Source organism: Phenylobacterium sp. (genome assembly GCF_030651185.1).
Taxonomy (GTDB): domain Bacteria; phylum Pseudomonadota; class Alphaproteobacteria; order Caulobacterales; family Caulobacteraceae; genus Phenylobacterium.
The window spans coordinates 153,553-170,270 of the sequence record NZ_JAUSCJ010000031.1; the positions used below are offsets into that span (position 1 = coordinate 153,553).

The 16,718-nt window shown below is 54.6% G+C and carries 16 protein-coding genes; all 16 read right to left on the reverse strand.

Features of this window, described 5'->3' with window-relative positions; translation table 11 throughout:
• Positions 1-2: 2 nt before the first annotated feature.
• Positions 3-449 carry a prepilin-type N-terminal cleavage/methylation domain-containing protein gene (locus tag Q7J39_RS15695; protein WP_304827110.1) on the reverse strand — a complete coding sequence of 149 codons (447 nt, stop codon included), beginning with the start codon at positions 447-449 and terminating at the stop codon, positions 3-5.
• An 80-nt stretch (positions 450-529) separates the two neighbouring features.
• Positions 530-1,756 carry a type II secretion system F family protein gene (locus Q7J39_RS15700; RefSeq protein WP_304827113.1) on the reverse strand — a complete coding sequence of 409 codons (1,227 nt, stop codon included), beginning with the start codon at positions 1,754-1,756 and terminating at the stop codon, positions 530-532.
• A gap of 4 nt (positions 1,757-1,760) precedes the next feature.
• The gene (locus Q7J39_RS15705) at positions 1,761-3,491 is read right to left on the reverse strand and encodes a GspE/PulE family protein (RefSeq protein WP_304827117.1); all 1,731 of its coding nucleotides are present in this window, start codon (positions 3,489-3,491) and stop codon (positions 1,761-1,763) included.
• Position 3,492: 1 nt separating this feature from the next.
• On the reverse strand, positions 3,493-5,004 hold the full coding sequence (locus Q7J39_RS15710) for a secretin N-terminal domain-containing protein (protein ID WP_304827121.1): 1,512 nt from the start codon (positions 5,002-5,004) through the stop codon (positions 3,493-3,495).
• Positions 5,005-5,030: 26 nt separating this feature from the next.
• Complete coding sequence (locus Q7J39_RS15715; RefSeq protein WP_304827124.1) at positions 5,031-5,384, reverse strand: hypothetical protein; 354 nt, start codon at positions 5,382-5,384, stop codon at positions 5,031-5,033.
• A gap of 80 nt (positions 5,385-5,464) precedes the next feature.
• On the reverse strand, positions 5,465-6,028 hold the full coding sequence (locus tag Q7J39_RS15720) for a hypothetical protein (RefSeq protein ID WP_304827128.1): 564 nt from the start codon (positions 6,026-6,028) through the stop codon (positions 5,465-5,467).
• 8 nt (positions 6,029-6,036) lie between these two features.
• Positions 6,037-7,557 carry a pilus assembly protein PilM gene (pilM, locus tag Q7J39_RS15725; RefSeq protein WP_304827130.1) on the reverse strand — a complete coding sequence of 507 codons (1,521 nt, stop codon included), beginning with the start codon at positions 7,555-7,557 and terminating at the stop codon, positions 6,037-6,039.
• A 107-nt stretch (positions 7,558-7,664) separates the two neighbouring features.
• Positions 7,665-7,931 carry a hypothetical protein gene (locus Q7J39_RS15730; protein WP_304827133.1) on the reverse strand — a complete coding sequence of 89 codons (267 nt, stop codon included), beginning with the start codon at positions 7,929-7,931 and terminating at the stop codon, positions 7,665-7,667.
• Positions 7,932-8,205: 274 nt separating this feature from the next.
• The gene (locus Q7J39_RS15735) at positions 8,206-8,478 is read right to left on the reverse strand and encodes a hypothetical protein (protein ID WP_304827136.1); all 273 of its coding nucleotides are present in this window, start codon (positions 8,476-8,478) and stop codon (positions 8,206-8,208) included.
• Between the two features lies 1 nt (position 8,479).
• Positions 8,480-8,884, reverse strand: coding sequence for a biopolymer transporter ExbD (locus tag Q7J39_RS15740; RefSeq protein WP_304827139.1), 405 nt, complete (start codon positions 8,882-8,884; stop codon positions 8,480-8,482).
• Positions 8,871-9,551 (reverse strand): MotA/TolQ/ExbB proton channel family protein, encoded by a 681-nt coding sequence (locus tag Q7J39_RS15745; protein WP_304827142.1) that lies wholly within the window; start codon positions 9,549-9,551, stop codon positions 8,871-8,873. The genes Q7J39_RS15740 and Q7J39_RS15745 overlap by 14 nt, the downstream gene beginning before the upstream one ends.
• Positions 9,548-12,010 carry a tetratricopeptide repeat protein gene (locus tag Q7J39_RS15750; RefSeq protein WP_304827145.1) on the reverse strand — a complete coding sequence of 821 codons (2,463 nt, stop codon included), beginning with the start codon at positions 12,008-12,010 and terminating at the stop codon, positions 9,548-9,550. Before Q7J39_RS15750 ends, Q7J39_RS15745 begins: the two co-directional genes overlap by 4 nt.
• A complete protein-coding gene (uvrA, locus tag Q7J39_RS15755) occupies positions 12,007-14,799 on the reverse strand; it encodes an excinuclease ABC subunit UvrA (RefSeq protein WP_304827147.1) in 2,793 nt (930 codons plus the stop codon). The genes Q7J39_RS15750 and uvrA overlap by 4 nt, the downstream gene beginning before the upstream one ends.
• Before the next feature lie 75 nt (positions 14,800-14,874).
• Complete coding sequence (locus tag Q7J39_RS15760) at positions 14,875-15,156, reverse strand: hypothetical protein (protein WP_304827149.1); 282 nt, start codon at positions 15,154-15,156, stop codon at positions 14,875-14,877.
• A gap of 16 nt (positions 15,157-15,172) precedes the next feature.
• Entirely contained in the window at positions 15,173-16,000 is an 828-nt protein-coding gene (locus Q7J39_RS15765) for an aspartate dehydrogenase domain-containing protein (protein ID WP_304827152.1), read from the reverse strand.
• A partial coding sequence (gene panC, locus Q7J39_RS15770; RefSeq protein WP_304827155.1) for a pantoate--beta-alanine ligase occupies positions 15,975-16,718 on the reverse strand: 744 nt, incomplete at its 5' end. The genes panC and Q7J39_RS15765, both read right to left, overlap by 26 nt.

Sequence of the window (16,718 nt, forward strand, 5' to 3'; positions counted from 1 at the left end):
AACTATTTATTTAACTGCGCAAAATGGCCGGTGAATGCCTTGTCTATGGAACCATTCGAGTGATAGGTGAAAACAACGGTATCGGCGGCAACGCTGATCGACGTAGCTGTTAACGTCGTGCTGGCGTCTGCGTCTACTCCTGTACCTGTAGCGGCAGTCCATACATAAGTAAACCTGAGCGGGTTTGTCACCGTCCCCACAGGAGCCAGGACCCCCATGTCCGGATTGGTGGGGTTCCAGTCATCGCACTTGGTCAGATCCTCGGTGATCGTAAAACAGTCACTGACGGATTTCGCGGCAGCGCCCAACATATTGATGGCTTCCGCGGCCTTGGCCGTCTCCAGATTCTTGGTGATCTGCGGCAAAGCCACCGCGGCCAGAATACCTAAAATGATAATGACGATGATAATTTCGATCAACGTAAAACCACCCCTGTGATCGTGTTTCATAGACCCCCCCTTGTTCTGGTTATATTTCCTTTTAAGTATATCCTTCTGCGCTTGAACCGTCAAACCAAATAGGCGAACTCTTAGCCCCCTCCGGAAAGATTGAACAACGGCAAAAACATGGCGATGACGATCATTCCGATCAGCGCCCCCATAAAAACAAGCATCACGGGCTCGACTAAGGTGCCGAAACGCTTCATGAACGCCTCCACGTTGTTCTGGTAGAACGTGGACACGTGTTTGAGCATTTTATCCAGTTCCCCGGTCTCTTCCCCCACCTTGATCATCTGCACGGCCATGGAGGGAAAAAACCCGCTCTCAGCCATGGGTTCGGCCAGCAACTTGCCCTCGCGCACCGACTCGCGGATCTGGACAATGATCATAGCGCATGTTTTATTGGACACCAATTTCTCGCTGATCTCCAAAGCATACAGAATTGGCACGCCGCTGTCCATGAGGATCGCCATTTGCGAGGCAAAACGCTCAACGATGATGAGTTTATAGATCCCGCCGGCAACCGGCAGGTTGAACATCATGTTCTCAAAGGCCAGCCGGCCGGTATCGGTCTTGACGTACTGCCGGACAAAAAAAATGAAAACGGCAATAGAGGCGACGATCCAGAGGAACTGATGTTTGATGAAATTAAAGGTCCCCAAAACCGCCACGGTCAGCCCCGGCAGCTCGGTCCCCATGTCCTTAAAGATCGCTTCAAATTTCGGCCCGACGAACAAAGCGAAAAAAGCCACCGCGCCCATGGAAATGACGAACAGGACCGCCGGATAAACAAGGGCGGAAACAATGGTGGAACGGAACGCCGCCTGCTGTTCCGTGTAAAAAGTCAATTTGTTCAAGACCATGGGCATGGTGCCGGAGGCCTCACCGACCTCCACCAGACTGACCCAGAACTGGCTAAACACCTTGGGGTGCTTGGCCAAACTGCTGCTCAAAGATTTTCCCTGCTCCACATCATCGCGCACCTGTTTGAGGGCCACGGAAAACACCTTGCTTGCCACCTGGGCGCTGATGACGTCCAGACTGCGCAAAAGCGTGACCCCGGCTTCCAGCATGGTAGCCAGCTGGCGCGCAAAGACCAGCATGTCTTCGATCTTGACCTTATTGTGGGTGAACCCTTCGGAGGCGGAGACCTTGGATCTTGTGGCTGCCATTTTCGGCGAAGCGGGCTTGACGCTTAAAACAAAATACCCGTCGCCCTGAAGTTTTTCCACCAGGGCCTGTTCATGCAGGGCCTCAACAACTGCGGTTTTGGTTTTTCCGACGGCGTCCTTGGCTGTGTAAGAGAACATCGGCATAGGATTATCCCGCAGTGATCCCCAGGACCTCGTCCAGACTGGTGATGCCCTCTTCCACCTTTTTCATGCCGGACTCAAAGAGCGTGTCCATCCCGTTCTTGCGCGCCGCGTCCTTGATCTCATTGTATCCGGCCGAACGGGTGATGAGCAAACGGATCTCATTATTGATCGCCATGACCTCCGCGATGACAACACGGCCCTTATACCCGGTGTGATTGCATTCCTCACACCCTTTGGAGCGGTAAATAAGATCGCTTTTGATCTTATAATCCCCCACCATCTGTCCGGCGCTTTCATAGGGCTCCTTGCATTTGACACACAGCTTCCTGGCCAGCCGCTGGGCTATGATGATCAAAAGCGACGGGGTCAAAAGGAAATGCGGCACGCCGATGTCAACCAACCGTGTCACTGCGGAAGGCGCGTCATTGGTATGCAGGGTGCACAACACCAGATGGCCGGTCAGCGCCGCGCGCGTGCAGATCTGCGCGGTTTCCAGATCGCGCACTTCGCCCACCATGATGATGTCCGGGTCCTGGCGCAAAAACGAGCGCAGGGCCGCGGCAAAGGTCAGGCCGATGTCGTTGCGCACGTTGACCTGATTGATGCCGTCGATCTTAAATTCCACGGGGTCTTCACAGGTCATGATGTTCTTGGAAGGGTCCATGACCCCATTGAGCGCCGCGTACAGAGTGGTGGACTTGCCCGAACCCGTCGGACCGGTGACAAACAAAAGCCCGTAAGAGGCATCGAGCGCCTTGCGGATGAGGGTCAATTGTTTGGCGTCAAAACCAAGACTGCTCAGTTCCAGTTTGACCGCGCCCTTGTCCAAAAGACGCATGACCACCTTTTCCCCCCATACCGTCGGGAGGGTGGAAATGCGCAGGTCCACGGTGCGGTCTTCCAGTTTGGCGGAAATCCCGCCGTCCTGGGGCAGACGTTTTTCCGCGATGTCCATTTTCGCCAGGATCTTGATGCGCGAAACAATGGGCAAATGCAAATGCGGCGCCGGCGGCGGGATCTGGTACAAAACACCGTCGATACGGTAACGGATCTCAAGCTTGTCTTTGAAGGGTTCAATGTGGATGTCGCTGGCCTTCTCGTCAATGGCCTGGCGGATCAAAAGATCGACTAATTTGACCACCGGCGCTTCTCCGGCCTTGGCGATCAGCCGGTCGATGGAAAGTTCGGCATCCGTTGACACCTCCCCTGCCGCCGGCGCACGAATGTCGTCTAAGGACACATAGGTCTTTTCCACGGCCTTATCGAGCATGGAACTCTTCTCATCCCCGCCTTTACTGATGACATAGAACTCGTTAATGGCGCGGGTTAAGTCCGTTTTGGTGGCGATCACCAGATTAAGGTCGCATCCGGTCAGGATCTTGAGATTGTCAATGACGATAAAATCCAACGGATCGAACATCGCGCAGGTCAAAGAATCCATGTTCCTGGTCAACGGCAGGACCAAATTCTTCTTGGCAAAATCGTAAGGAATGAGCGTCTGCAGGTCCTGATCGGCTTTTGGTTTTAAAAGCCCAGAGGCATACGAAGCATAAGGGATCATCAATTGCGTTCCCAGGGTCGTGGCCAGATCCTCTTCCTTGACGGCACCCTGTTTGATCAAAAGATCGCCGATACGCCCCTTGTGCTGTTTCTGGAGGTTGATGACCTCCTGAAGTTGATTTTCCGTGATCAACCCCTGTTTGATGAGAAGCTCCCCGATCCGCGGACGTGACATATTATTTTCCCGGCTCCATGGAAGACAATTCCTTGTTCATCGTGTCGATACGGTCCAATGAAAACGTTCCCTTCCCGGGAACTTCAGGCGCAAAAAGCAGCTTCTGTTTGTTATTCTCATCAATGATATGCGGCGTCATGAAAATAATGAGTTCCCGCTCGGTGTTGCTCTTGTCCTTATGCCGGAAAGCCATTCCCAAAAACGGAATATCGCCCAGGATCGGCAATTTGGTGATCGTATTGGAATCATCCCTGCGTAAAAGGCCGCCGATGATAATGGTTTCGCCGTCGTGCACCTTTAAAATGGACTGGGACCCGCGTTCTTCCGGGTCCTTAAAGGTCTGGGTGCCGAATGTCGCCCCCGTGCGGGCCTGAATGACCTTCGGATAAACAGCCATAAGGATCTCGCGGGTCAATAAATTCGCCTGCGGGGTCACGGTCAGGAATACCCCGGTCTGGACGCGCTCGGCCTGCTGTGTCTGTGTGGACGTGCTTTGGCTGGACGCCGTAATGGAAGAAATGCCAACGGCCTCATTGGTCGATATTTTGATCTCCGCCGTTTCATTGTTCAGGGTCAGCAAACGCGGCCGCGCCAAATTGCGCGTATCCAGCCGCGTGCGCAGAAAATTAACGACCGCTGTCATGCCCACGGTGCTGATCGTGCCCGCCGTATAGGCGACGGTGCCGCCCTCGTTAAGGACCTCCCTCTGGTCGAACGGGATGAACGTGTCCTTGGATGGTCCCTTAAAACTGAAAGGACTATTCCCGAATTTCACTCCCATCAAGTCCGATGTGGTCTTGGAAACGTCGAGCATTTCCACCTCGATCAGGATCTGGGGCACCGGCACATCCAGTTTGGCAATGGTCTCCTCGATCAGGCCGAACTGACTTTCCACGTCGGTCACGATCAAACTGTTGGTGCGCGCGTCTTCAACGAGCGTGCCGGACTTGGAAAGCACCGCCTTGACCGCGGCAAAGATCCCGCCGGAGGAACTCGACGCAGAAGCGCCGGAAGAACCAAAAGAAGAAGGAGCACTGGCAACGATGGCGGACGAACCGCCCAAACTGGAACTGAGGGAATTGTTGGTGATGGAAATGGTATTTTTGATCTTCGAAGACGGGACCGACGCGTATTTCAATGGATAAACGCGCGTCACGGTCTCCCCTTTGGACGAAGGTTTGGAGCGCACAATGAATACATCACTGTCCGGGTCCATAGCATAGGTCAGGTCATTGGCGTCAAGGATCTTGTCCAACGCATCCTTGACCGGGATGTTCTCCATAAAAAGCGTCACTTTGCGCGCGGAGACGTCCTGCGCCGTGATAAAATTCATCCCGGACTGCTGGGAAAATATCTTCAGGACATCCATCAGCGCCGCATCCTTGAAATCCATCGAAACCTTCCTGGAACCGGCGTCGGATCGTTCCAAATTAAAGAACTTTTCTTCAATACCATCGGCCAGGGCCGGATGGGCCAGCGACACCAGCAAAAACGCGCATAAGAAAATATTCATGATTTTCTCCACGGGTGACGGCATTATTATTTTTGCACTTCCACGATAAAATTCTTCCCCTGGGCGTTGAACTCCACCTCGCCTTTACGGATGGCCGCGACATTCGCCTCCTGGACCACATCCCCGATGCCGACCACCAGATCATTGACGATGGCCTGCGGTTTGGGGCCGGCCCACAACACGCCGCTGACCTTCAGCTTCGGCGCAACGAACGGCTTGGGCGGCGGCGTTTGCGTTTTGACGGCCGCGGGAACGGGCAAAGACGGACCGGCTGTACCGGCGGCCTTGGCCGCCTGATCGTTCGTCTTGCCGGCCGGCATTTGAACGGCGAATGGATTTTTCAACTGGGACAAGAATACGCTGAACGCGGACTCATCCATCTGTGCGGGCGCGCTTTCCTCGACGCACAACGCCTGCCAGGGACCTATGAACAATCCGAAAATGAACAGAAATGTTATTCTCATTTTTTCATGCGCACACAAGATACGGAGATCTCCGCCGTCAACGGACCTGTGGCTTTGGCGCTGTCTTTGGCCCCACCGGTATTGGTCCCACCGGTCAATGACTCGATCTTTAAGAAATACGGCGAACGTTCGATGGTCCGCACAAAAGCCAAAAGGTCATTAAATTTTAAGGCGCTGACGCTCAAACGCATGCGGGAGCTGTCATACAATTTTGTGCTTTTTGAAGGACCCGGCGCGTAATTGAGGATCGCAACATTGTTTTGCGCGGCATAGTCGGTGATCTGACCGATCAGTTGCTTGTCCTCCAACGGACCAGGCAAAGCGGCAAAAAAATCTTTTAATGCCTTCAGCGAGATCTTATGCTGGCCGATGACATCCATTTTTTCCTGCAAGAGCTTCATGCCCTGCTGATGCTCTGCGGCCCGCGCACGGTAACTGTCAAAGATCATCAAAAGTCCAATGATGCCCAGCACCACAAAAACGGCAGACAGGGTCCTGTCCTTGTGCGCCAACAATAACGGCAGGATCTTATTGACATCCAGCCCCTTCATATCTTTCATAAGGCCTTCTACGAACAGGTGATCAAGAAATACGTCACCGCAACGCCGTTGATGTCCTGCCTTTGCATGGACGTCAACTGCACTGCGGACAAATACCGCGACAGTTCTTTGCTGGACCTTAAAACCTCCACCAGCCCGTTCACGGAACGCAATTGCTTGTTGGAGTCCTCAGCGTAGACGTAACCGGAGATATCCACCGTCACTTTATCGTCGTTGCCGTAACGCACGTTCAGATCTTTGAGCCATACGCCTTCGGGGAGCGATTGGACCGTATGGGCCAATAAAAACGCCACGTCGGTCTTGATCCGTATTTTTTTGTACTCTTTGAGCTTGCCGCGATTATCGGCGGTCTTCTGCTTGATGTCCTCAACACGGACCGACAAAAATTCGCCCTGGGCTGAAGAAAGGCCGGTCACCTGCGATTCCAGCCCTTTGAGTTTCCATTGGGCCGCGGCAAAAGCCGCGACAAGGACCGCAACGCAAAGGGCTGCCGTCTGCAGAACCGGGATGAACTCCCGGACGTCAAACGGAAGGCCGAATACCGTTGCTTTGGAAGATGCCGCACTTTTCTTTTGGATAAAATTAAAGACCGACATCTCGGGTAAAACGTTGGACACGCACGCACCCAACGCGTACAGACCCTGCGCCTGGCAGGCCTCAAAATGGGCAATGTTCAAAGACTCAAGGAGATGTTTAACAGGAAGGTTGAGGTCATTGCCGACGAGCTTTGCCAATTCTGCGGCCTGCGCACAGGACCCAAGGACGATGATCTCATCGATCTTATCATCGGAGATCTGGCGATCATAATAATCCATCGAATTGTGCGCTTCGTTCAAAAGCCGGCTTTTGACCACCTCCGCGTCCGGTTCGCCCTGGCCGCCCGCCGCGAACAGGGAAAATTCACGCATAAACTGGATGATGCCCCTGTCAAAAAACATCATCCGTCCGACCCGGCCGTCCACATGCAGGATGCAGGTCCTCCGGTCGGTGCGCATATGATTGCGGGAAACCAAGACCTTGGCCAACCCCATGGCTGCGGGCTCCGCCCCGACGACGACAAGGTTGGCCTGCGCGCAAATGCGCTCATACCTGTCCAGGATGTCTTTGCGGACCGCGCAAAAAATGACGCGCAGCTTTTTGATCTTGTCTTCAACGAAAGGGACTGGATGATAAACGAACGCGAGTTCCGACATGCCGAAAGGGACATACTTTTTGACCTCGAATTCAACAAGGCCTCCCAATTCTTCCGGCTTGACCGCGGGGACCGCGAAGGACCTCAGGATAACGTCCTTGGACGGTAAAGACAAATAGACCCTGGAGGGATCGATCTTGTGATCACGCAGGGTCTTTTGCAAGAGGGCAACGATCTGCAGATCTGCGGTCAGATCCGAGGTGAACGGCGAGTCGGGCTGTTTGACGGCATCGCCCAGAGGCACCAAAACAGCCCCGACGGGAAGGTTCCCCTCCGCCTCAACGAGGGTGAAGCTGTTTTCACTCCAAAAAATCCCTAATTTCCGTGGACCAGCCATAAAATCCCTTACAAAAAGATTTATTATATATTTAAAACTATTAGACAATAAGGCCGCGGCTTTGTCAACGGCTTTAGCAGAAATTTTCACCCCGTCGGCGGGAACGATCAGTAGGAGATCTGGACGTTGGTGAGACTGCCCTGGGTGGCGACCGTGGAATTATAGGTCCTGTTATTGGCACTAAAGGTGGTTGTGCCATTGGCAAAGGCGCCCGCGGAATAGGTATTCCAAAAAATACCTTTGGCCAGCTGATCGGCCTGGATCTGCTCCACCTGGGCCTGGGAAGAATTGCTTTGGGTCATGTGCTGGGAAAGAATGCTGACGCTTAAGATCATCATCACGATCACGATCATCAGGACAGTGACCAGGACCATCCCCGATTCATGATCTCTGCTGTTATTCAATTGACCGAACATATCTCACCTTAAGGGTCATGGTAACTCAAACAGCGCGGGCACAGGCACGGATTGCGCATCAAATAATCAAGATACACATGCCCGCAATAACGGCATTGACGGAAATACCCGGCCTCCTGGGCCCTGCGGTCCTGCTCCCCTCTAAAAGTATAGAACATCCAGACCCCCAGCACAATGGCCAAGGACAAAATCAACGCCACGGCAAAGATCGCGCTAAAATCCCAAATGAACATTATCGGGCCTTGTGGGGTTGATCAATATCACGCATGCCAAGCCAGCCGACGAAATAGGCCCCCGGGTACGGGTCAGCCACGGCCCTTTCCACCGCCTTGTCTGTTGCCGCCGTGGCATACACTTCTTCGCGCGGCAATGAAGACCCCGTGTAATAAAACCCGACGGACTCCCGCGGGTTGGGCACGGAAAAACCGACCCAGACGAACGTCAGGACAAGAACGTGCGCCGCAATGGAGATCGCTCCCGCCCCTAAGTCCATGCCGCGGATCATATCATTTCTCCCGGGCCGCGATGATATGGACCCGGCCGGCGTTCAATCCCCGGCATAGGTCCAAAATATCAGCCACCCGCCCCAAAGAAGCCCTGCGATCGACGCGGACAAAAATGACGCTGGGGACATATCTTTGTCCGGCAAGGACCTTTTTAAGGTCATTGAGCGTGACAACCTTACCGTCCAGGTACAAAACATTCTCGGCGGTGATATCAACCGTGGTGCGGTTTTCTTCCGCAGTGCCGGACAAAAGACGCGGCATGCGGACCTCAATGCCCGAGGGGTTGGCAAAAAAAGAATAAAAGCCGGCCATCACAACGGCCAAAAGGCAGAAATTGACCAGCGCAAGGACGACGACCGGATGCAAGGAAGGCACGCGCACATACCAGCGGTCAAACGTTCTCATCGTCGGCGGCACCCCTCTGGGACTGCAGTTCGGACAATTGCTGCAGGACATTGGCGGTTTGAGCGATGGCCGTTTCCACCTGTCCGGCGATCGCGTTGGTGCGAAACGCGCAAAAACTGTAAAAAGCGAACGACACCACTGCCACAAAGAGCCCGGCAACGGTCGTCAACAATGCCTGCCAGACCGCCCCGGCCATGTCTCCGGCGGCCAATGGGCTTAAAGCGTTTGAACGCGCCTGCGCGGCCTGAAAAAGAACGACAAGGGCATTCACGGTGCCTAAGATCCCGACGAGCACGGCCGCGTTGGTCGTAAAGGACAAAATACCCAGGCGGCTGTAAAGGTCATGGGCCCGGCGGGCGAACGTTTCTTCCATCACCCCGGTGATCATGTCGCGGGAAACGCCGAATTTCAATATCCCCGCCTTGAGGACCTCCCCCATCAGGTCCGGGACGGACTCGCAGGACGCCATGGCTTCTTTGAGCGTCCCGCCGCGCAGGACATCCAGGACCTGTTTTTGCCTGGCATCCAGGCCTTTGGCCAGACGGGCCAACTGGATCCATTGACGCAGCCCCGTTGCCAAAACCACGATGGACAACAAAAGCAGCGGCCAGATCATTGGTCCCGCCTTGAACAACAATTGCCAGCCGTTAGCGACGATGACGGTCATCTTTTCTCCTTCCGGGCGATCCAGTCCAGGCGCTCCTGCGCGTAGGCGGACTCATCGGTTTTTAACTGGATGATCTTTTGATAGGTGACTTTCGCGCCGGCCCAGTCCTGACGGTCCTCGAACACCTTGGCCACGCGCAAATACGCCTTGACCACCCATTCGCTTTCCCGGGGACTGTCCAGGGGGATCTTCAAATAATGATCAACGGCTTTGTCATCCTCACCCATCAGTTCACAGGTATCTGCCATGTTAAACAAAAACTCGGCGTTTGTCACCCGGCTTTTTCCCTGGGGCCTTTTCAGCGCCTGCTCGTAGATGCGCAGTTCCTCCGGGTAGTTTTGCGCGGCGCGATAGATCTGTCCCATTTTCAAATACGCGTCGCGCACGTAATCAGGCATGGTCGCGGCGATGCTCGCATAAGCGGCCAGGCCTTTGGGGGCGTCAAATTCCCGCGCGAATATGCCTGCGATCGCCAGCTTGATCTTCGAGGACAGAACAGGATCCTGGGAAACGACGGCTTTGTATTGGGCCAAGGCCAGATCATACGCGCCCTGCACTTCATAGGCCTGGCCCAGCTCATAATGCACCTGATCGATCGCCGGATTATCCGGGAAACGGTCCATGATGGGTTTATAATATTCCACGGCCCCGGCATAATCCCCGTTCTTGAGATAATACTGGGCCAGCCATAAAAGGGCTTCAAATTCCACGTCGGACTTGGGATATTTATAGATGATGATCTTGAAACGCTTGACCGCTTCCTTGATCTGCCCCAGTTCATACTGGCATTTGGCGATGCCGATATCGGAATTCTTCGCCACAATTTCTTCGTCGGGATAAAGCCGCAGGATCTTTTGAAAGACGCGCAAGGCGTCCTCCGGCTGCTTGAGATTCAAATACGAAAGCGCCAGGATATAATTGGCCTCGGGCGCGAAATCGCTGGGCTGGGACAAATTCTTTAAAAAACTTTCCATCCCGTCGATGGCGGCTTTCCAGCGCCCGCCTTTAAAATCAGCCACCCCCTGGTAATAATGCAGTTCCCCTAAGAATTTGCTGTTGGGAAAATTGTTCCGCAGTGTGTTGAAAGAAAGCACGGCGCTCTCGACACGATCGGATTTTAAGAACGCAATGCCCTGACGGTAAAGCGCGTAATCGGAAAAATCCTGGTCAGGATAATCCCGCAGGACTTCATCATACGCGTGCACGGCCTCTTCCATTTTTCCGGCATCCTGGGCGGCATCGGCCAATTGCACCATGGCATTGGCCTTTGTCTGGGCCTTGGCCGCGCTGGCGGCCAATGCCCGGAATATTTTGACCGCTGTATCCAGATCGCCAGTTTTGACATACGCCCACGCCAGGCCCAGCTGGGCTTTTTCCGAAAGCTGGGTATCGTCGGGACGACGGGCATGGTCAACGACATATTTGAAATCCTCCAGCGCCTTAGGGAATGCCCTGAGCATGAAATACGCATTGGCGCGGCCCAGATACGCGTCCAGCCGCTGAGTTGAAGACGTAAAATCCTTGATCAGCCCCGAATAGACCTCCACCGCCTTGTCCCAATCCCCCCGCTCATACGACAAATGCCCCGAGGCGACGAGCAGGTCTTCCTCGGAAAGCCCTTTGGTTTTGGCGAGATCGCGGCCCTCTTTCAATGATCTTTCCGCCGTTTCATAACGGCCCCTTTTAATATCGCACCACACCTTCCCGGTCAAACCCCTTAAAGCAAGGACCGGGTCCTGGGACTTTGCCGCTTGCTCATAATAGGGTGCGGCCTGGTCGTATTTTTCAGAATAATAATAAGCATCAGCGATGTTCAGCGCCACTTCCAGCGCCCGCGGTGATTGGGGATAGACCCCCGCGTGCTGCTGGAACACCTGCAAGGCCTTGGCATAATCCCCCTCATTAAAAAAACTCTCCGCGACTTTGAGCAAAGAATCCTCTGCCAATTGATGTTTGGGGAAACGCTGGATCAGCTGGCCGAAGGTTTCCCGGGCTTTCGCGTGGTCTTTCTGGTCAAAATACGACCAGCCAAGCGAATACAGGGCCTGCGGGATATAGGCGGAGTCCGGATCATGGCTGATCAGGTCCTGATAACGCTCCCGCGCCAACGGAAAATCTTCCAGCTTCAAATGCGTTTCAGCGATCCAAAAAAGCAAAGCATCTTTGCCTTCGGCCATGGGGTTAAGAGATTTGAACATTTCCAGGGCTTTGGCGAACTGGTTCTTGAAATAATAACTTTGCCCCAGCAAAAATTTGCTCTGATCGATCTTGCTCCCCTGGGGGAACTTGTCCGTGTATTGTTCCAGATAACGGATGGCGACATCGTGAAAACCGTCATCATAAGCGCGCTGGGCTGTGGCGAAGAGTTCCTGGTCCTCTGTCTGGGCAAAGACCGCCTGAACACCGCATACGGACGCAAAAACAAAATAAACTGATAATACGAAGACGGATGGTTTCATTTTAGAAATTTCTTTAAGTACTTTCCGGTGTAAGACGACGCGTGGGCAACGATATCTTCCGGCGTTCCGGCAAAAACAACTTCACCGCCCTTGTCCCCGCCGTCGGGACCAAGATCAATAATATAGTCCGCGTTCTTGACCACGTCCAGGTTGTGTTCAATGACCAAAACCGTATTGCCCCGGTCCACCAGCCGCTGCAGGACGTTGAGGAGTTTGTCCACGTCCGCGAAATGCAATCCCGTCGTAGGTTCGTCCAAGATGTAAAATGTTTTTCCGGTGGCCGGCTTGCACAATTCGCCGGCCAGCTTGACCCGCTGGGCTTCCCCGCCGGACAATGTCGTCGCGGCCTGACCCAGACGGATATACCCTAAGCCCACGTCATTGAGGGTCTCCAGGACACGCGTGATGCGCGGGATGCTGGCAAAAAGACCCAGCGCCTCGGTCACGGGCATGCTTAAAACCTCGGCGATGTTCTTGCCCTTGAAGGCCACCTCCAGGGTCTGGTCGGTGAAACGCTTGCCGTGGCACACCTCGCACTCGACGTAGACATCGGGTAGAAAATGCATTTCGATCTTCTTGATGCCGTCCCCGCTGCAGGCCTCGCAACGGCCCCCCTTGACGTTGAAACTGAAACGCCCGGGTTTGTATCCGCGCATTTTGGATCCCGGCAACTGGCTGAAAATAGCGCGGATATCGCCGAAAACACCGGTGTACGTGGCCGCATTCGAACGCGGGGTGCGGCCGATGGGCGACTGGTCCACGACGATGACCTTGTCCAAATGCTGGACGCCCTCCATCTTCCTGTGACGGCCGGGCTTGTCCTTGGCCCCGTTGATCTTGTGCGCCAGGGCTTTGTGCAGAACATTCTCGACCAGCGTTGATTTCCCGGAACCGGACACCCCGGTCACGCACACGAAGGTCCCCAGGGGGATGCTCACGTCAATGTTCTTGAGATTATGTTCCCTGGCCCCCAAGATCCTCAAATGTTTCGCGCCGGTGATGTCCCTCCGATGTTGGGGGGCCCGGACCTTGAATTCTCCCGACAGATACTGGCCGGTCAATGACTCACGGCAGCGGATGATCCCCTGGACGTCGCCGGCATAAATGATCCTGCCTCCCTGTTCGCCCGCGCCGGGCCCCAGGTCCACCACATAGTCCGCCCGGCGTATGGTGTCCTCATCATGCTCAACGACGATCAGGGTGTTGCCCAGATCGCGCAAGGCATGCAGAGTGGATAAAAGCCGGTCATTGTCTTTCTGGTGCAGGCCGATGCTCGGCTCATCAAGAACATAAATGACACCGACCAGGCCCGAACCGACCTGGGTGGCCAGATGGATGCGCTGGGCTTCCCCGCCGGACAGCGTGGCGCTGCGCCTTTCCAGCGTCAAATATTCCAACCCGACATTGATGCAAAAATCCAGACGCCGGCGGATCTCTTTAAGGACCTCGGCGCTGATGACCGTTTTGTCCCTGGGCAGGGACAGCTGATGAAAGAACGCCTTGGCTTCCTTGATGGAAAGCGCCGTCACATCGGCGATGCTCTTGTCGGCGATCTTGACGGCCAGCGAAGCGGGTTTAAGCCGCTTGGCCTGACAGGCCGGGCATGGCAGAACGGACATAAATCCGGAGATCTCGTCTTTGAGCCAGTCACTGTCTGTTTGCTTAAAGAGCCGCTCCAGATATTTGACAACACCTTCAAAACGCCGTCCCCACACCGTATCATCCGAGCCGTAAAAAACAAGATGTTTGAATTTCTTGTCCAGACCCCCAAACGGCAAACGGGGATCCACATCGTGAATGTTGGCGATCTCCCGCAGGACAGCCCGATAATACATCATATACCCGCGCCGGCCTTTTTTCCAGGGAGCGATGGCCGCGGTCCACGGCTTGTCCGGGTCAGGGACAAGGGCTTCAGGGTCGATCTCCATTTTGGTGCCCAGACCGTTGCATACCTCACAGGCGCCATAAGGGGAATTGAAAGAAAAAATGCGGGGCTCGATCTCGCTTAAGGATGTGCCGCATTCCGTGCAGGCGTAGCGCTCGCTGAAAACAGCGTCGGGACGCCCGCCGTTAAAATCAATAATGACCATGCCCTGCCCTGTTTTAAGGGCGGTCTCCACGGAATCAAAAAGCCGTTTGCGGACATCCAAACGCACGGTCAGGCGGTCCACCACCGCTTCAATGTGATGGATCTTGTATTTGTCCAGCGCGATCTTTTCCTGGGTATCATAAATTTTCCCATCCGCGCGCAAGCGGGCAAAACCGGACCGGGCCACCTCGGCGCCGATGGTGCGGTATTCCCCTTTGCGGCCGCGGACCAGAGGAGCGAGAATATTGATCTTCGTGCCCTGGGGGTAAAGCAAAATGGCATCCACGATCTGCTGGCTGCTCTGGCTTTCAATGATCTTTCCGCACGAAGGGCAATGCGGCGTGCCCACGCGGGCGAACAACAAACGCAGGTAATCATAAATTTCGGTCTGGGTGGCGACGGTGGAACGCGGATTGCGGCTGACGGTCTTTTGCTCAATAGCAATGGTCGGGGAGAGCCCCTCGATGTGGTCCACCAGCGGCTTTTGCATCTGGTCCAGGAACTGGCGGGCGTAAGCGGACAAGCTCTCCACATAACGGCGCTGTCCCTCGGCATAAATGGTGTCAAAGGCCAGTGACGATTTGCCGGAACCGCTCAAACCCGTAATGACAATGAACCGGTTGCGCGGCAGGGTCAGGTCAAAACCTTTAAGGTTATGCTCTTTGGCCCCGCGGATGATGATGGAATCGGATCGCGTCATAAGGATAAAAGTGATAAGAGGTAAGAGATCCGAGACCCCTTACCTCTTATCATTTGATACGGTGTTTCAAGCGACTTATTTGCGCTTCTTGGTCTTTCTGGCCGAGGATCTTCTCTTGGCTTTCTTCTTGGTACCGCCACGGACCATCTTCGCAGCGGAGATGTCCCCGTGCTTGTCGATGAAATACAGATAACCCGCTTGTTTCTTCACGCCGACTTTAGCGACTTTCTTTGCAGAACCGCCTTTGGCGCTGCCGCGAGCCATCTTCGCGCACGAGATGTCCCCGTGCTTGTCCACGAAGTACAAATACCCCTTCTGTTTCTTGATGCCGACTTTAGCGACTTTCTTGGTTGCCATGTGTTCACCTCCCTTCCTATGTTCCGATTTTTACTTCCTGAAAATACTGTTTGAGGGCCTGCACCGCCGAGAGCACCGCCAGGAAACTGGTCTTGGGATTGTCGGGACAGACCACGTTCTCGGTTTTCGTGGTCATGCGGCCGAATTCACCGACGACCTCGAGCTCATGGGAATTGACCTTGAATTCCGGGGACGTTGAGATGCGGATGCGCATTTTATCCCTGACGCCGCAAGCCAAGGCGATGGTGGCCGCGACATTGATGTTCTGCGGAAAACATTGCACCGCTTCCCGCACGCCGCCTTCAAAAAGGACTGTCTCTTTTTTGATCTGCGAAAGGTTGATGCGCCGCTTCTGCACGTAGGCGTTGTCGTTGAAACCGTACACCGGCTTGCGGGTGGTCAGGGTGACGCGTTCGATCCTGCCCAAAGCCGCGGCCTTGACCGCGTCAATGCCGGCAACGGCACCCGAGGGGATGAGCAAACGCGCTCCTTGCTTGTAGGCCATTTTGATGATGGATCCGCCATCCAGGAATTTACCGACGCTCATGACCAAAACATCCTTTTTGGCCAGCAGCGCCCGGCGCACGATCGTGCGGGTATCCGGCGCGTTCACGGCCTCGACCATGAGATCACAACTGGTCAGCAGCTGGGAATAGGATCTTTTGACGATGTTCTTATAAGGAAGGTGCTTTTGGAGATCTTTGCTTTTGGCGGGATTGATGTCGAACAAAGCGGTGACCGTGGCCCTGTCCCCGCATTCTCTCTTGATGCTGCGGGCGATCCGTGAACCGATGGCCCCGCACCCCAGAATGCCTACCCTAACTTTTGATTTCTTGCGATCCATTAACTCGAATGCCAATGTTGTCGATCAGGCGCGTAGCACCGAAGTAAACTGCCAGCGCGATCAACACCCATCCTTTAAGCGTTTTAAACGGCTTGAGAGTTAAAGCATCCACACATGCGACGTATTGAATTTTACCGCCGGACTCCCGGCGTATGATTTGCTTGATAAGACGGACAATTGAGCTTGCGGACCGCTCCCCCGCAGCAATGCGGGCCCTGGCAAGCCGCAAGGCACGGTACAAAACCGTTGCCTGCCGGCGCTGGTCCGCTGATAAATAAACATTGCGCGAACTCATGGCCAAACCGTCCTTGTCCCGCACCGTCGGTACCACGTGTACGGCAACCGGAAGGTCCAGGTCGCGCACCATGGTCTTGAGGACCACCGCCTGCTGGGCATCCTTCTGCCCCAGATACAGCGCGTCGGGGCCAACGATGTTCAAAAGTTTGGCCACGACGGTGGCGACTCCGCGGAAATGCCCCGGGCGAAACCTCCCGCACAACACTCCGGACAACTTTTCCACGTCGATGTATGTCAAATAACCTTTAGGGTAAATGACATTATCCGACGGAAGAAAGATAATGTCAACATTTTCTTTGCCCGCGATGCCAATATCCCGGCGGAGATCCCTCGGATAACGGCGGAAATCCTCGTGGGGAGCGAACTGTTTGGGGTTGACGTAGATGCTGATCACGCACAGGTCGTTGTCTTTTTTCGCGCG

Bases quoted from the DNA above. Each gene is read 5' to 3' on its own strand.
- Q7J39_RS15695 (WP_304827110.1), bottom strand. From the start codon at position 449: ATGAAACACGATCACAGGGGTGGTTTTACGTTGATCGAAATTATCATC.
- Q7J39_RS15700 (WP_304827113.1), bottom strand. From the start codon at position 1,756: ATGCCGATGTTCTCTTACACAGCCAAGGACGCCGTCGGAAAAACCAAA.
- Q7J39_RS15705 (WP_304827117.1), bottom strand. From the start codon at position 3,491: ATGTCACGTCCGCGGATCGGGGAGCTTCTCATCAAACAGGGGTTGATC.
- Q7J39_RS15710 (WP_304827121.1), bottom strand. From the start codon at position 5,004: ATGAATATTTTCTTATGCGCGTTTTTGCTGGTGTCGCTGGCCCATCCG.
- Q7J39_RS15715 (WP_304827124.1), bottom strand. From the start codon at position 5,384: ATGGATGAGTCCGCGTTCAGCGTATTCTTGTCCCAGTTGAAAAATCCA.
- Q7J39_RS15720 (WP_304827128.1), bottom strand. From the start codon at position 6,028: ATGAAAGATATGAAGGGGCTGGATGTCAATAAGATCCTGCCGTTATTG.
- pilM (WP_304827130.1), bottom strand. From the start codon at position 7,557: ATGGCTGGTCCACGGAAATTAGGGATTTTTTGGAGTGAAAACAGCTTC.
- Q7J39_RS15730 (WP_304827133.1), bottom strand. From the start codon at position 7,931: ATGGTCCTGGTCACTGTCCTGATGATCGTGATCGTGATGATGATCTTA.
- Q7J39_RS15735 (WP_304827136.1), bottom strand. From the start codon at position 8,478: ATGATCCGCGGCATGGACTTAGGGGCGGGAGCGATCTCCATTGCGGCG.
- Q7J39_RS15740 (WP_304827139.1), bottom strand. From the start codon at position 8,884: ATGAGAACGTTTGACCGCTGGTATGTGCGCGTGCCTTCCTTGCATCCG.
- Q7J39_RS15745 (WP_304827142.1), bottom strand. From the start codon at position 9,551: ATGACCGTCATCGTCGCTAACGGCTGGCAATTGTTGTTCAAGGCGGGA.
- Q7J39_RS15750 (WP_304827145.1), bottom strand. From the start codon at position 12,010: ATGAAACCATCCGTCTTCGTATTATCAGTTTATTTTGTTTTTGCGTCC.
- uvrA (WP_304827147.1), bottom strand. From the start codon at position 14,799: ATGACGCGATCCGATTCCATCATCATCCGCGGGGCCAAAGAGCATAAC.
- Q7J39_RS15760 (WP_304827149.1), bottom strand. From the start codon at position 15,156: ATGGCAACCAAGAAAGTCGCTAAAGTCGGCATCAAGAAACAGAAGGGG.
- Q7J39_RS15765 (WP_304827152.1), bottom strand. From the start codon at position 16,000: ATGGATCGCAAGAAATCAAAAGTTAGGGTAGGCATTCTGGGGTGCGGG.